Raw genomic sequence first — 14,848 nt, forward strand, 5'->3', positions numbered from 1 at the left:
GCGATGCCCCCGCCCACCCCCGTTGTGGGCAGGCGTTCCGCAAGGGGCGATGGGGGTCCCCCCTGCTCGAGCGGAGCCGAGAGCTTGGGGGAGGGTGGGCACACGGGACGGCGCCCTTGCCGGCGCCAGAGGCTTCCGTGCCCTGACGCGCACCACGATGGGCGCTGCCCTGGGGGTGCGGGTCCAGGCTCGGAACGCGGAGGCGCCGCTAGAGGGCGCCGTCCCGTGTGCCCACCCGTCCCGCCCCAGCGGGACGATTGCCCACACGGGGGTGGGCGGGGGCACCGCCCCGGCCGGGCGCGGGCCCACACGGGGGGTGGGTGGGGGGCGCCGCCCCGGACGGGCGAGGGTGCACACGGGCGGGTGGGCGCCGCCCCGTCGGGCGTGGGCCCACACGGGGGGTGGGTGGGGGCGGCGGCGCGGGACCGGCAAGGGGGGTTCCGCCAGTTCCCGTCGCGTACCCCTGTGCAGGACCGACGTGGACAGTGCGCCGGCCCGGGCGGCACGATCGAGCGGGGCCGTGGCGCGCCGCCGGGTGAGACCGGGGGCACTCCGGCGGACCCTGGCGCCCGAAAACTAACAGCGCTAGTTTGGGTCGGACGAGGAAGCGGCAACGCAGAGGAGAGAGCGGATGAAGGCCCACGACGCGATGTACATCGGCGGGGAGTGGCGCCCCGCCTCCTCCACGGACACCATCCCGGTGATCAACCCGGCGGACGAGCGGGTCATCGGCCACGTCCCGGCCGGCACCGCCGAGGACGTCGACGCCGCCGTCCGCGCCGCCCGCGCCGCGCTCCCCGGCTGGGCCGCCACGCCGCCCGCCGAGCGCGGAGCCCGGATCGCCGCCCTCCGCGACGCGCTCGCCGCCCGCGCGGAGGAGATCGCCGCCACCGTCACCGCCGAGCTCGGCGCCCCGCCGCAGCTCGCCGCCGCGGTCCACGCCGGACTGCCGATCGCCGTGGCCGGCTCGTACGCCGAACTCGCCGCCACCCACCCCTTCGAGGAGAAGGTCGGCAACTCCACCGTCTACGCCGAGCCGGTCGGCGTCGTCGCCGCGATCACCCCCTGGAACTACCCGCTCCACCAGATCGTCGCCAAGGTCGCCCCGGCCCTCGCCGCCGGCTGCACCACGGTCCTCAAGCCCGCCGAGGACACCCCGCTCACCGCCCAGCTCTTCGCCGAGGCCGTCCACGAGGCCGGCCTGCCCGCCGGCGTCTTCAACCTGGTCACCGGCCTCGGCCCGGTCGCCGGGCAGGCGCTCGCCGAGCACCCCGACGTGGACCTCGTCTCCTTCACCGGCTCCACCGCTGTGGGAAAGAGGATCGGCGCCCTCGCGGGCGGGGCGGTCAAGCGGGTCGCGCTCGAACTCGGCGGCAAGTCCGCCAACGTGATCCTGCCGAGCGCGGACCTCGCCAAGGCCGTCGCCGTCGGCATCGGCAACGTCATGTCCAACTCCGGCCAGACGTGCAGCGCCTGGACCCGGATGCTGATCCCCGCCGACCGGTACGAGGAGGCGGTGGCGCTCGCCGCCGAGGCCGTCGCCAAGTACGTCCCCGGCGAGCGCGTCGGCCCGCTCGTCAACGCCAAGCAGCAGCAGCGGGTGCGCGGCTACATCGAGAAGGGGATCGAGGAGGGCGCCCGGCTGGTCGCCGGCGGCCCCGAGGCCCCGCGCGAGACCGGCTACTACGTCTCCCCGACCGTCTTCGCCGACGTCACGCCCGACATGACCATCGCCCAGGAGGAGATCTTCGGCCCCGTCGTCTCGCTCCTGAGGTACGAGGACGAGGACGAGGCCCTCGCCCTCGCCAACGGCACCGTCTACGGCCTCGGCGGAGCCGTCTGGGGCGAGCAGGCCGAGGCCGTCGCCTTCGCCCGCCGCATGGACACCGGCCAGGTCGACATCAACGGCGGCCGCTTCAACCCGCTGGCCCCCTTCGGCGGGTACAAGCAGTCCGGCGTCGGCCGGGAGCTCGGCGCGCACGGCCTCGCCGAGTACCTCCAGACCAAGTCCCTGCAGTTCTGAGCGCAGAAGGAGCGAACAGCGTGATCCGCGCCGCCGTCCTGCCCGCCGTCGGCTCTCCGCTGGAGATCACCGGCATCGAACTCCCCGAGCCCGGACCCGGTCAGGTCCGGGTCCGGCTCGCCGCCGCCGGGGTCTGCCACTCCGACCTCTCCCTCTCGAACGGCACCATGCGCGTGCCGGTCCCGGCCGTCCTCGGCCACGAGGGAGCGGGCACCGTCCTCTCCGTCGGCGAGGGCGTCACCCATGTCGCCCCCGGCGACGGCGTCGTCCTCAACTGGGCGCCGTCCTGCGGCAGCTGCCACCCCTGCTCGCTCGGCGAGGTCTGGCTCTGTGCGAACGCCCTGACCGGCGCCGCGAACATCCACGCCCGCACCGAGGACGGCACCGAGCTCCACCCCGGACTCAACGTCGCCGCCTTCGCCGAGGAGACGGTCGTCGCCGCGAACTGCGTCCTCCCCGTCCCCGACGGGGTGCCGCTCGCCGACGCCGCCCTGCTCGGCTGCGCCGTCCTCACCGGCTGGGGCGCGGTCCACCACTCCGCCAGGGTCCGGGAGGGCGAGACCGTCGCCGTCTTCGGCGTCGGCGGGGTCGGCCTCGCCACGCTCCAGGCCGCCCGGATCGCGGGCGCGTCGACGATCGTCGCCGTGGACGTCTCCCCGGAGAAGGAGGCGCTCGCGAGGGCGGCGGGCGCCACCGAGTACGTCGTGGCCTCCGAGACCACGGCCAAGGACATCCGGAAGCTGACCGGGGGCCAGGGCGTCGACGTGGCCGTCGAGTGCGTCGGCCGGGCCGTCACCATCCGCACCGCCTGGGAGTCCACCCGGCGCGGCGGCCGCACCACGGTCGTCGGCATCGGCGGCAAGGACCAGCAGGTCACCTTCAACGCCCTGGAGCTCTTCCACTGGGGCCGCACCCTGGCGGGCTGCGTCTACGGCAACTCGAACCCGGCCGAGGACCTGCCGGTGCTCGCGGAGCACATCCGGGCCGGCCGGCTCGACCTGGGCGCCCTCGTCACCGAGCGGATCACCCTGGACGGCATCCCGGGCGCCTTCGAGAACATGCTCGCGGGCAAGGGCGGCCGCGCCCTGGTCGTCTTCGACTGACAGCGCCAGGAAGCCCGTACCGGCGCACCGGCCGGTACGGGCTTCCCCATGTCAGAGATCGAGCACGAGGCGGGGGCCGCACGACCGCCCCACGCAGATCATCATCGTCGTCCCCGAGGCCTTCTCGTCCTCGCCGAGGACGGAGTCGTGGTGCTCGGGCGTCCCGGCGAGCACCTTCGTCTCACAGGTGCCGCACCAGCCCTCCTCGCAGGAGTACGCCACCCCCGGCACCACCTCGCGCACGGCGTCGAGCAGGGTCCGGCCGGGCTCCACCCGCAGGGTCCGGCCGCTGCGCCGCAGCTCCACCTCGAAGCCGTCCTCGCCGACGGGCCTCTCCGCCGGAGCCGCCCCGAACCGCTCCGTGTGCAGCGGTCCCGGCCACCGTTCCTCCACCGCCCGCAGCAGCCCCTCCGGGCCGCAGCAGTACACGGCCGTCCCGGCGGGCTGCCGGGCCAGGACGGCGTCCAGGTCGGGCAGCCCCTCCGTGTCCTGCGGGACGAGCGTGACCCCGGGGAGTACGGAGAGCTCCTCGCGGTACGCCATGGAGGCCAGGCTCCGGCCGCCGTACAGCAGCGTCCACGTCCCCGGCGGCAGGGAGCGGATCATCGGCAGCAGCGGGGTGATGCCGATGCCGCCCGCGACGAAGAGGTACCGCTCGGCGGGCACCAGCGGGAACCGGTTGAACGGACCCCGCACCCCCAGGAGCGTGCCCTCCCCGACGGCCGTGTGGAGCTCCTCGGAGCCTCCCCGGCCCGCCGGTTCGCGCAGCACCCCGATCCGGTACGTGCTCCGCTCCGCCGGGTCGCCGCAGAGCGAGTAGTGCCGGACCGTCCCGGACGGCAGCGTGACCTCGAGGTGCGCACCGGGCTCCCAGGGCGGGAGTTCGGCGCCCTCGGGATCCGCCAGGAGCAGCCCCCGTACGCCGTCCGCCTCCTCGACGGCCGACCGGACCGTCAGCCGGCTCGTGGGCATCGACATGGCATCACCTCGACGTTCGTGACGGCGGAAGCAGCGGCTCCGGCCACAACCGGCACAGCGCCCCGTACAGCACGGCGGCGACCACGAAGGACGCCGGCAGGCTCAGGTCCACTCCGCCCGTGAGGCCGGTCAACGGGCCGGTGTACAGGGGGTTGTTGACCCACAGGACGCCCACGAAGGAGCCCGCGGCGAAGGCCGTGACGGCCCTCGCGTTGACCCCGCCCGTGTACCAGTACCGCCCGCCGCCGCCGGTGGTGAACGCGCGCAGCGCCTCCGCGTCGTACCGGCCCCGGTGGAACACGTACCCGACGGAGAGCACGGCCGCCCACGGGGCCACGACCGTGAGCAGCAGCGTCACGAACGCCGACATCGCGTCCATGGCGTCGTACACCACCGCCCCCAGGTACAGCACGGCCGCCGCGAGCAGCGCGACGACGGTGGTCACGGCGGCCCGCGAGGAGCGCCAGAACACCGAGTTGGCGGAGAGCCCGGCCGCGTACAGACAGAGCCCGGCCTGCGGCAGGGTGCCCGCGAAGCCGAACACGACCACCGCCACCGCGAACCAGCCCGGCACCGCGTCCGTCAGGCCCTGCAGCCACGGCTCGTCGGGCACGGGGAACAGCGTCGTCACGTACGCGCCGGTGAGCAGCGCCGCGAGACTGCTCAGGAACATCGAGATCCCGCTCGCCCGCACCACCCGGCCGGTGGGGGTCGAGGCCGGCATGTAGCGGGTGTAGTCGCCCTGGAACGTGGCATACGACAGGGGCACCGTGGCGGACGCGGTCGCCGCGAGGAGCCAGGTGTGGAGGGTGCTGTCGAGTGCGAGGGCCCCGCCGGAGTACCCCGCGTCGAACTTCGGCGCGAGCACGAGCGCGGTGCCGAGCAGGACCGCCCCGCCCGTGACCGCCGTGATCCGGTACGTGCGGACCAGCGTCTCGTGACCGCGCACGGCGACGAGGGCGACCGCCGCCGCCGTCACGAACATCGCGACGGTCAGCGCGCCCGGACCCGTCGGCGTGGACAGCAGCCGGTGCCCGGCGACCATCACGGCCGTGCCGCCCGTCCACACCGCGATCGCGAAGAAGCCGAGCGCCGTCACCACCGTGATGAGGTTGCCGACGACCCGGCCCCGCACGCCGAAGTGCGCCCCGCTCGCCACCGGATCGTTGGTGCCGGTGCGGACCCCGAACCGGGCGAGCGGCGCGAGCAGCGCCGTCCCGACGGCGACGCCCGCCGCGATCGCGCTCGCCGACGCCCACCAGCCCAGGCCGAAGACCACGGGCAGCGCGCCCAGCACCACCGTGCCGAACGAGAACTGCGCGGAGGGCCAGATCCAGCCGAAGTCGCCCGGCGTCGAGGTGCGCTCCGCGTCGGGCACCGGCGCGATGCCGTCGTGGTCGAGCGCCGCACGGGGCGGCGTCACGGTGGACGCCGCCCCGGTCGGTGTGGTGGTCATGAGGCGCCCCCGGCGAGGTCCTCGGGACCGTCCTGGCCGGGCAGCACGTCGACCACCCGGAGGGCGGCGCAGGCCGCCCCCGAGGTGCGTTCGCCGCTGGTCAGGTCGAAGGTCGTGTGGTGCAGGGGGCAGGTGATCCGCAGCCTGTCCCCGTCGACCCTGCCGTACTTGAGCCGGCCCCCGCGGTGGGGGCAGACGGCGGCCGCGAGGACCTTGCGGCCGCCGACCTCGACCAGTACCAGGTCCTCGGTCACCTGGCGGACGGTGGGCTCGCCGGAGCCCCGCCGCGCGGCGGGCACGGCCGTCATGCGACGGTCTCCCGCGCCCGCGCGATCGCCGCCTCCGTGGCCTCGCCCACGATGTCGGAGGTCAGCCGCACGCCCGCCCAGATCTTCGCGAAGTCCGGCTCGTCGAGCGCGCGGATCGCCGTCCGCATGTGATTGGAGTGGTACGAGTCGATGTACAGGTGCTCGGTGTAGTAGGCGTCGTGGACGATCCCGAGCCGCCGCGCCGCGCGGGCGAAGCTCTGGAAGGCGTACAGGACGCTGGTCTCGAAGTAGGCGTACGCCCCGAGGAAGTACTGCGGGGACGGAGCCCGGCTCGCCAGCCAGTGGAACATGTTGACGTACGCGTAGCACTCCGGGGTCGTCTCGTCGAGGTAGTCGTCGAGCTCCAGGCTCATGCCGAACTCGGTGAGCAGGTCCCGGTAGAGCTGGGAGTGCGCCTTCTCCTCGTTGCCGCAGCCGAGTTCGTCGATGAGGACCCGGAAGACCGCCATCGCCGAGCGGTACGGCAGCCGGGGGACGACCGGCAGCAGCGACTCGGACTCGGTGAGCCCGTCGAGCGCGAACTGCCGCACGATCACCTTGAACTGGTCGAGCGTGGCGTGCTCGGCGAGGAAGGTCGCGCTCTCCGGGAGCGCGGCCTCCTCCTCGGCGAGGAACTCCTTGAGCGCCTGGAGCAGTTCGCCGGCCGAGCCGAAGCGGGGCGCGGAGGCCTCGTACGCGCGGGCCTTCGGCAGGATCCACCGCTCCTCGATCGCGGTCATGGAGCCGTAGTCGCCGAGGTTGGGGACCCGCCGGTAGAGGGCGTGGAGTTCGCGCTGGGCGGTCGCCGCCGGGGCCGCGATCGAGTGCGCGGCCACCGGGACGGCGGAGGCGGTGGGGGAGGCGGGGGTGGTGCTCATGCCGCCTCGACCTCCTCGTGCGTGGTGGGGGAGCTGATCACACCGCGCGCGTGCAGCTCCTTCTTGACCCACCGGTACCAGTCGTCCTTGAAGACGCCGTACTTCTCGCAGACGGTGTTGATCTCGGCCTGGCGGTCCGGGGTCGGGTCGACCAGCATCGCGTTGCACAGACCGGGTTCGAGGTTGGCCAGCGGGCCGATGAAGCCCTGGATGCCGCGGGCGTCGACGAGGAGGTTCTCCCAGCCCTCGAAGACCGGGATGCCGGTGCCGGCCTCGGCCATCCGGCGGGTGAAGGCGGCGTCGCCGCTCGACTCCTTGATGCCGACGATCCCGGGGATCTCCTTGCAGATCCGGATCAGGGTCTCGAACTCGATGCGATTGCCCGACAGCGCCTCCTCGTTGTAGAGGAAGATCGGTATGTCGAGGGCAGCGCGGATCGCCCGGTAGTGCTCGACGATCTGGTCCTGCGTCACGTCGGCGCCGAAGGGCGTGGTGACGACGACGGCGTCGGCGCCGATCTCGGCGGCCGTGCGGGCCCGGTCGACCACGGAGGCGGTGTCGGGGAGCTGGATCCCGGCGAGCACCGGGAGGCCGGCGGCGTGCTTGACCGTGTACGTGACGACGTCCTGCCACTGCCGGGCGTCGAGCTTCCAACCCTCGCCGGAGGTCAGCGCCGGCATGAGGCCCGTGACCTCGGCCCGGATGTGGTCGAGGAGCCGGACGACGCTCTGCTCGTCGACGGTGCCGTGCTCGTCGAGGGGGGTGATCAGCGGGACGACGGTCCCGGAGTAGGTGTCAGGCATGAGTGGGGTGCCCTTCGCAAGGTGTTCAGAGGGTGTCGGAGTCGACCGTCAGCACCAGCGAGCGCTGGTAGAGGTCCTCCAGGTACGAGGGGAACGAGGGCTCCGCGCCGCCGCCGAGCGGCAGGACGGGCAGACCGTCGGCCGCCTTGAGCAGCCGGGGGCTCGCGGTGTGCAGCACGCCCCCGCGGCCGATGACCTGGGCGAGCAGCAGGCGCTCGTGCGCCGGCAGCCCGTCGAGCGCGGGGTCGGTGAAGGCCCGCCGGACGTCGTCCTCGTCGTACGGGACCCGGTCGATGGCCAGGTCGGTGTGGAGGACGTCCATGAACGGGTAGTAGTCGTCCTGGACGCCCCGCTCGTAGCCCCACACCAGGTCGTCGCAGCGGCCGACCTGCTCCCAGTTCATGACGACCCGGCCGGCTTCCCCGGCGGCGAGACGGGCCGCGAAGAAGGCCTTGGCGGCGACGCGGACGGTGTCGTCCTTGCTGTGCATGCCCATGAAGAGGGTGGCGTCGATGAACACCGTGGGGGCGTGCTCGACGGCCTCGGGGGTGGCGTCAGCCGGCATAGCGCTCGAGCACCTTCCGCATCCGCTCCATCGCGCCGGCGAACACCTCGGGCTCGCGGGCCAGGGCCAGGCGGACGAAGCGCTCGCCCTTCTCCTTGGTGTTCCAGTAGAAGAAGGTGCCCGGCAGGACGTACACCTCCTCGTCGAAGAGGACGGCCTGGAGCTGGGTGGCGGTCAGGTGCTCCGGCTTGATGCGGAACCAGGCGACGCTGGTGCCGACGACCGGCTCCTGGAACTCCAGGATGGTGCCGTCGAGGGCGGCGCGGGCGGCCTCGCCGTTGGTCTTGATGATGTCGCGGACGGAGGTGAAGCCGTCCGCGATGGAGTCCTCGATGTACTGCGTGACCATGTTGAGGACGAACGGCGAGACGTTCAGGAGGACGCTGGTGTGGAGGTTGTAGACCTCCTCCTGGATGTCCCGGCTGGCGGTGATCATGGCGCACTTGGCGTCCTGGATCGGCCAGGTCTTGCCGGTGTCCTCCATGACCATGTAGGTGACGCCGGACTCCTCCAGGAGCTTGTAGATGTCGACGCGGCCGATGCCCTCGTCGCACAGCGCGAAGGAGGCGAAGCAGAAGTCCATCACCAGGACCTTGTCGTGGTCCACGCAGTAGCGCACGACCTCGGCGAAGCCCTCCAGCTTCTCGGCGAGCAGGGTGAACCCGGTCGGGTTGTTGGGGTCGACCAGGTAGATGGCATCGGCGTCGATCGACTCGACGAGGCGCTCGTAGATGGCGTCCTTGTCGTGCAGCACCGACTCGTCGACCGGCCCGAGCGGCACCTGCATGTTGCGCAGCAGGTCGACCAGGTTGTCGAAGCAGGGCTCCACCAGCTGCACGGACATCCCGCGCTGCTTGAGGAACATGCCGGCCACCATCGTGGAGACGCTGGCGGAGTACGAAAGGAGCGTGCGGTCCATCGCCCGGGCGGTGGGCTGCTGGTGCAGACGGAAGAAGGCGTTGATGAACTGGCGCTCGAAGTGGGCCTGCTGCTTCGACTCGGACTCGTGCCAGAGCTCGGGGAGCCGGGAGACGATCCGCTCCTGCGAGGCGGACTGCCGCTGGTGCGTGTGGGCGTCGGCCAGGTTGAACCGGGTCTTCAGGGCCTCGATCTCGTGCTGGGTGAGGTCGACGAAGGTGCTGACGTCTGCCTTGTCGGTCAACGACATGAAGAACTCCCGCTGTCGATACGAAACTCGTCCGGAATTCCGGCGGCGCAAACGACTGTAGGAGGTTCGAGCGGCCTTGCGAATAACGGCCGGGTCACGCAATTAATAATCACCGCGATGTTCTGCGGAAGGAAAAAAGGAACGACGGCCAGGCATTCCTCGAATAGGAATGCCTGGCCGTCGTCAGTGTTGTTCGGCCGCCTTGGCGGCTTGTTCTGCTATTCCGTGGCGGCCCGCAGCAGGATGTCTTCGTACACCTTCGGGTCGTCCGAGGCGATGACCGGCCAGCCGATGCCGTAGGCGCCCTCCCAGCCCACGTCGATGCCGGGGTTGGCGTGGTCGGAGCCGTCGGGCAGGAACAGGTGGGGGCTGCAGTTCACGCGGTCGCTCTTCGACAGCGCGGCCTGGTCGGCCAGGGACCGGCGGGCACGCCCGTCGTCCAGCGCCTCGGTGAGGGCGTCGACGTCGACGGCGCCCGTCTCCGCGGCCACGTCCAGGATCACCTTGCGGTGGCTGATGCAGCGCGACTCGGCCCAGAAGGCCCGGCGGAGCCCCAGGTCGAGCTGCTCCGAGGCGTTCAGGCTCTGCTCCTTCGCGGCGAGCACCGCCTCCAGGGCCGGCAGCGTCGTCGAGGGGTACAGCCAGTCCTTGGCCTGCCACAGCTGCCAGCCGGCGGCCGGCTCCAGGCTGGCCATCCGGGCGACCTCGCTGTCCGTGCCGGGGCGCGGGCTCGGGGCGTCGTTCAGCAGTTCCAGGGGGAAGGCGCGCAGGTCGAAGGAGACCTGCTCCTCCAGGCCGAGGCGGGCCCGGGTGGTGTGCAGCCGGTGGATGGCGATGTGCGCGAAGGAACACCAGATGTCGGAGAAGACGGTGACGACTCCGCGCGGCGGGGTCAGGTCGGCGGTGGTCGGGTCGGACATGGTTCTCCTCGGTTCGGGTGCGGGCGGAGCGGGCTCAGCCGGCGGTGGACTCGTGGGCGTCCAGCGCCGCCTCGAGGTCGAGGTCGGCGTCGGGCAGCCAGGCGGGCAGGGACGGGATGCGGGCCATCGCGCCGAAGAGACGGGGTACGGCGGCCTCCTCGACGGTCGGTCCGTGGGCGCTGAGCAGCCGCGCGGGGCGCAGTGCGGCCAGTTCGTGCACGGGGCGGAGGAACTTCGCCTCGTCGACCAGGGCGGTCCACGGGGCTATTGCACGGTTCAGTACCTCGAAGCCGTGGAAGAATTCCTCCTCGGAAAGCTCGGTGAAGTCTTGGCGAATTTCTTCGACGACGGTGCCGAAGCTGTCGGAGCTGTAGAGCGTGCCATCGGAATGGTCGAAGACGGCGAGGGTGCCGGGTGAATCGAATGTGGGCGGCCGGTGAAAACTCAGCTCACGATCGCCGACTTTCACGCGACTTCCCGGGTTGGCGGTTACTACCCGATCCTGCGGAATGCTGAACTCTTCCGATATTCGCGTCACTGATATCGCGTTGGCGAGCACCTTCGCGTGCGGCGCCTCCGCCAGGATCCGGGCGAGGGCGCCGGTGTGGTCGCGGTCGTCGTGGGTGACGACGACCCAGCGCAGGTCGGCCGGGTCGATCAGCGACCAGAGGGAGTCCAGGAAGCCCTCACGGTCCACGGGCATGCCGGTGTCCACGAGGAGCGGCTGTCCGGACCGTACGAGGAAGGCGTTCACCGGCTGGTCGCCGAGACCGGGGATGGGCAGGGCCGAGGGGAGGACGTGGATGTCCGGCCCGGCGGTGTAGGACGTCTTCATGATCAGCCTTTCACGAGGCACCGAGCGGGCCGGGGGTCCCCCGGGCGGGGGCCCGGGGGAGGCGCCGGCCCCCGTCAGACGAGCTGGATGGTCAGGGAGCCGGCGATCAGCAGGGCGAGGCCCAGGGCGCGCGGCTTGGTCAGGGAGCGCTGCGGGAGCTTGAACAGGCCCTTGTGGTCGATCAGCGCCGAGGTCAGCTGCTGCCCGGTCACGGTCAGGGCGATGGTCACGGCCGCGCCGATGGTGGGGATGAGCAGGAAGGTGCCGGTGACGTACGCGGCGGCGCAGGCGCCACCGAGCCAGCCCCACCAGGGCATCTTCTTCAGCGGTGCGATCTTGGGCTTCGGGGTCTTCCGGGTCGCGTAGAGGACGAGCAGGACGACGGCGATGGTGAAGGTCGCGACGGCGAAGCTGATCACGGCGACGGTGATGGGCTCCTTGAGCTGGGCGCGCAGCTGGGCGTTGACCGCGCCCTGCACCGGCAGGACGCCGCCGGCGACGATGCCGAGGGCGAGCCAGCCGATGCGGCCGGCGCTGGACATCTTGGGGGCACCGGGAGGGGCCGCGGCCTTCATGCCCCGGATGATCACGACGATGCCCGCGAGGACGGCGAGGGCGCCCAGGACGATGCCGGCGCTCAGGTCCTTCTGCTTCAGGCCGAGGAGGCCGAAGAGGTCGAGGGCGAGCGAGGAGAACATCTGGCCGGTGACGAAGAGTCCGACGGCGGCGAGGGCGCCGAGCCGTGGGAACAGCAGGATGCCGCTGGTGATGTAGAGGGGGCTGGCGAGTCCGCCGAGCAGCTGCCACCACTCCACGTCGGGCAGCTTGCCGAGCGCGCCGAGCGCGCCGGCCGCCACCGCGAGCACGACGAGCAGCGTGGTCGCGACGCCGAGCTGGATGGTCGAAGCGCCGTACGGGGTGCCGACGGCCGAGTTGAGCTGGAGGTTCACCGAGGCCTGGACGGCCAGGAGGCAGCCGACCAGCAGGGCCGCGGCGAGGAGCGCGGTGTGCATCTGGATCTCCCTGGGGCGGGATGGCGAGCGGATAAGTGGACACTGAGTCCGTTTAGCATGCCACGCAACATGGCAAACGGACAAGGTGTCCACTTAGCCCCGGGGGAAGTAAGGTCTGATTCATGAGCGAGGAAGAGCAGCGAGGTCGGGGAGCCGCCTCCGTGCACCGGGTCGGCGGGCTCCTCGGTGATCTTCAGGCCGCGGACGAGCAGCCGGTCGCCCCGCGCAGACGCGCGGACGCGGAGCGCAACCGTGCCCAGATCCTGGCCGCGGCCGAGCGGCTCTTCGCCGAGCAGGACCCGCGGTCGGTCACCATGGACCGGATCGCCAAGGCCGCGGGCGTGGGCCGCGCCACGCTCTACCGGAGCTTCCCCGATCCGTCCTCGGTCGCCGTGGCGCTGCTCGACGAGCACGAGCGCCGGCTGCAGGGGCAGCTCATCTACGGACCGCCGCCGCTCGGCCCCGGCGCACCGGCGGGGGAGCGGCTCGCCGCGTTCTATCTGGCGATGCTCGATCTGCTCGAACGGCATCTGCCGCTGGCCCTGGGGGCGGAGACGGGCCCCGCGCGCTTCCGGACGGGCGCGTACGGCTTCTGGCGCGTCCATGTCCGGACGCTGCTCGTCGACCACGGGGTCGGGGACCCCGACCCCCTGATCGACATCGCGCTCAGTCCGCTGTCGCCCGAGCTCTTCCAGTTCCAGCGGCATCAACTCGGCCTGTCGGCCGAGCGCATCGGGCGTTCACTGACGGCCTTCGCCCGTGAGCTCCTCGCGTCAGGAGGCGGTCGCTGACCTCCCCTGCGAGGTCGCCTTCGAGGCCTCCCGGGCCGCCTGGGCGGAGGGGTCGACGAGCCCCGGCAGGATCAACTCCCAGATGCGGCGCAGCCGTTCCTCGGCCGGATTGTGCAGGGCGGCCGGGTTGTGCGGGGCCCCGGTGCTGTGCGGGGCGTTCGTGCCGTGCGGGCCACCGCTGCTGTGCGGGGCGTTCGTGCCGTGCGGGCCACCGGTGCTGTGCGGGGCGCCCGCGCCGTGCGGGGCGGTCGTACCGTGCGGGGTGGCGCTCTCGGTGGGCCAGAGCTCGTCGGCCGGCGCGCTCGGGGCGCGCATCTCCAGCTCCACCCCGGTGATCACGTAACCGATCAGCGCCGCCACGGCCGTCGCGTCCACGCCCGGCCGCAGGGCCTTCTCCGCCACCGCGGACCGCGCGAGCCGGCCCACCTCGCGCCGCCAGGGGCAGTCCTGCCCGGGCCCGGGGTCCGTCGACTGCAGCTCGCGGGCGAGGCGTTCGCCGGCGCGCGCCACGGGGTCGGTCTCGAAGAGCCGGATCAGCGCGTGGGTGGTGATGACCAGCTTGTCGATCGCGGTGCCGCCGACGCCCTCCGTGGACAGGCAGGCCGACTCGACCGTGATCCGGGTGACCGCCCGGGCGCGCCCGCGCACCGCGGTCGCCAGCTCCGACTTGGTCGCGAAGTGGAAGACCAGGGCGCCGGTCGTCACCCGGGCCTCGCCGGCGATCCGCGCCAGGGAAGCCCGTTCGTAGCCCACTCTGTCGAACACCCGCGCGGCCGAGGACAGGATCTCCTGCCTCGTGCGTTCCGCCCGCTGCTGAATCGCCATGAGCTCCCCCGTGAACTCGCGAGAAGGGCCGGAGCGTTGTCTTCCGGCCCGCGCTGTGACCGACTCGAAACTATCCGGCCGGGGGGCGGCGAAACGTGCCTTCTTGGCCGTCCGGCCGGAACTGAGGCTTGACGCGCGTCTTCCTCCCAGGTCGCGGGCGCCCACCCCGCCGGGGACGCCCGCGAACTGACCGGAACCGGGGGTATGCCCTGTCAGGTGGATTCGGCCGTTCCGGCGGTCAGGGACGCACGTGCCCGGGAGCGGGATACGGCCACGCCCGCGAGGCACAGCGCACCCCCGGCGAGCGTCAGCAGGCCCGGCAGTTCCCCCAGGAACACCCACGCGAGGACCACGACGAGGGCGGGCACGGCGTACGTCGTCGCGCCCATCCGGCCCGCGGTCGTACGGGCCAGGGCGTAGGCCCACGTCGTGAACGCGAGCGCCGTGGGGAACACGCCCAGGTAGACCATGTTGAGGGTCGCCGACAGCGGCGCCCGGCCCGCCTCCTCGACCAGCTGCCCCGCGAACGGCAGGCAGGCCGCGGCCCCCACCAGGCACCCGAAGGTCGTCACCTGGAGCGCGCTGCCGTGCGCGAGCGCCGGCTTCTGGGCGACGACCCCGCCCGCGTACGCCATCGCCGCGAGCAGGCAGAGGACCACCCCGAGCACGGAGGCGTGTCCGCCGGAGCCGCCGCCGGACATCGACAGGCCTACGGTCACCGCGCCCGCGAAGGAGACCGCCATGCCCGCGAGCAGCCGGGGCGGCAGCGACTCCTTGAGGAACCGCGCGCCGAGCAGGGCGATCAGGATCGGCCCTATGTTCACGATCATCGCCGCCGTGCCCGCGTCGACCTCCTGCTCGCCCCAGTTCAGGACCACCATGTACACCCCGAACCAGAGCAGCCCGGAGACCAGGATCCCCGGCCAGGCCGCCCGGGGCGGCAGACCCTCGCGCCGCACCAGGAGCACGGCGCCGAGGACCAGCGACCCGGCGAGCAGCCGGCCGAGCGCGAGCGCGCCGGGGGAGTAGGCCGCCCCGGCGCTGCGGATGGAGACGAAGGCGGAGGCCCACAGGACGACGGTGACGCCGGCGGCGGCGAACGCGAGCCGGGAGGATTGCTTCTGCATGTCCCGACGGTAGGGCGCGAACCCTTCGGTGCTCACCGCAATATCGAGGGGCGGG

General features: G+C 72.4%; 15 protein-coding genes. 3 read left to right on the forward strand and 12 right to left on the reverse strand.

Going from position 1 to position 14,848, the window contains the following annotated elements:
- Positions 1 to 631 precede the first annotated feature (631 nt).
- Entirely contained in the window at positions 632 to 2,023 is a 1,392-nt protein-coding gene (locus tag ACF07V_RS15100; protein WP_392154367.1) for an aldehyde dehydrogenase family protein, read from the forward strand.
- 20 nt (positions 2,024 to 2,043) lie between these two features.
- Positions 2,044 to 3,126 (forward strand): Zn-dependent alcohol dehydrogenase, encoded by a 1,083-nt coding sequence (locus ACF07V_RS15105; RefSeq protein WP_392154368.1) that lies wholly within the window; start codon positions 2,044 to 2,046, stop codon positions 3,124 to 3,126.
- A 51-nt stretch (positions 3,127 to 3,177) separates the two neighbouring features.
- Here ACF07V_RS15105 and ACF07V_RS15110 read toward each other — a convergent pair whose 3' ends face one another.
- From ACF07V_RS15110 to ACF07V_RS15155, 10 genes are all read right to left on the reverse strand, one after another.
- Positions 3,178 to 4,104, reverse strand: a complete 927-nt coding sequence (locus tag ACF07V_RS15110) for a PDR/VanB family oxidoreductase (RefSeq protein WP_392154369.1) — start codon at positions 4,102 to 4,104, stop codon at positions 3,178 to 3,180.
- 4 nt (positions 4,105 to 4,108) lie between these two features.
- Positions 4,109 to 5,560, reverse strand: a complete 1,452-nt coding sequence (locus ACF07V_RS15115; RefSeq protein WP_392154370.1) for a purine-cytosine permease family protein — start codon at positions 5,558 to 5,560, stop codon at positions 4,109 to 4,111.
- Positions 5,557 to 5,868 (reverse strand): Rieske (2Fe-2S) protein, encoded by a 312-nt coding sequence (locus tag ACF07V_RS15120; protein WP_392154372.1) that lies wholly within the window; start codon positions 5,866 to 5,868, stop codon positions 5,557 to 5,559. Before ACF07V_RS15120 ends, ACF07V_RS15115 begins: the two co-directional genes overlap by 4 nt.
- Entirely contained in the window at positions 5,865 to 6,746 is an 882-nt protein-coding gene (locus ACF07V_RS15125) for an iron-containing redox enzyme family protein (protein ID WP_392154373.1), read from the reverse strand. The genes ACF07V_RS15120 and ACF07V_RS15125 overlap by 4 nt, the downstream gene beginning before the upstream one ends.
- Positions 6,743 to 7,549 (reverse strand): dihydrodipicolinate synthase family protein, encoded by an 807-nt coding sequence (locus tag ACF07V_RS15130; protein WP_392154375.1) that lies wholly within the window; start codon positions 7,547 to 7,549, stop codon positions 6,743 to 6,745. Before ACF07V_RS15130 ends, ACF07V_RS15125 begins: the two co-directional genes overlap by 4 nt.
- A 25-nt stretch (positions 7,550 to 7,574) precedes the next feature.
- Positions 7,575 to 8,114 carry a DUF6190 family protein gene (locus ACF07V_RS15135; protein WP_392154377.1) on the reverse strand — a complete coding sequence of 180 codons (540 nt, stop codon included), beginning with the start codon at positions 8,112 to 8,114 and terminating at the stop codon, positions 7,575 to 7,577.
- On the reverse strand, positions 8,104 to 9,282 hold the full coding sequence (locus ACF07V_RS15140; RefSeq protein ID WP_392154379.1) for a pyridoxal phosphate-dependent aminotransferase: 1,179 nt from the start codon (positions 9,280 to 9,282) through the stop codon (positions 8,104 to 8,106). The genes ACF07V_RS15135 and ACF07V_RS15140 overlap by 11 nt, the downstream gene beginning before the upstream one ends.
- 218 nt (positions 9,283 to 9,500) lie before the next feature.
- The gene (locus ACF07V_RS15145) at positions 9,501 to 10,202 is read right to left on the reverse strand and encodes a DsbA family protein (protein WP_392154381.1); all 702 of its coding nucleotides are present in this window, start codon (positions 10,200 to 10,202) and stop codon (positions 9,501 to 9,503) included.
- A 34-nt stretch (positions 10,203 to 10,236) separates the two neighbouring features.
- A complete protein-coding gene (locus ACF07V_RS15150) occupies positions 10,237 to 11,037 on the reverse strand; it encodes an MBL fold metallo-hydrolase (RefSeq protein WP_392154382.1) in 801 nt (266 codons plus the stop codon).
- Between the two features lie 74 nt (positions 11,038 to 11,111).
- Entirely contained in the window at positions 11,112 to 12,050 is a 939-nt protein-coding gene (locus tag ACF07V_RS15155; protein ID WP_392154384.1) for a DMT family transporter, read from the reverse strand.
- Positions 12,051 to 12,172: 122 nt separating this feature from the next.
- On the opposite strand from ACF07V_RS15155, the gene ACF07V_RS15160 reads away from it, so the two are divergent.
- Positions 12,173 to 12,841, forward strand: a complete 669-nt coding sequence (locus tag ACF07V_RS15160) for a TetR/AcrR family transcriptional regulator (protein WP_392154386.1) — start codon at positions 12,173 to 12,175, stop codon at positions 12,839 to 12,841.
- Here the strand turns inward: ACF07V_RS15160 and ACF07V_RS15165 are convergent.
- The gene (locus ACF07V_RS15165; RefSeq protein WP_392154388.1) at positions 12,824 to 13,666 is read right to left on the reverse strand and encodes a TetR family transcriptional regulator; all 843 of its coding nucleotides are present in this window, start codon (positions 13,664 to 13,666) and stop codon (positions 12,824 to 12,826) included. The two genes, ACF07V_RS15160 and ACF07V_RS15165, sit on opposite strands and share 18 nt — an antisense overlap.
- A 212-nt stretch (positions 13,667 to 13,878) precedes the next feature.
- Complete coding sequence (locus ACF07V_RS15170; RefSeq protein WP_392154389.1) at positions 13,879 to 14,793, reverse strand: DMT family transporter; 915 nt, start codon at positions 14,791 to 14,793, stop codon at positions 13,879 to 13,881.
- Positions 14,794 to 14,848 lie beyond the last annotated feature (55 nt).

Origin of the sequence: Streptomyces sp. NPDC015661, from assembly GCF_043077765.1 — a bacterium.
Lineage (GTDB): Bacteria > Actinomycetota > Actinomycetes > Streptomycetales > Streptomycetaceae > Streptomyces.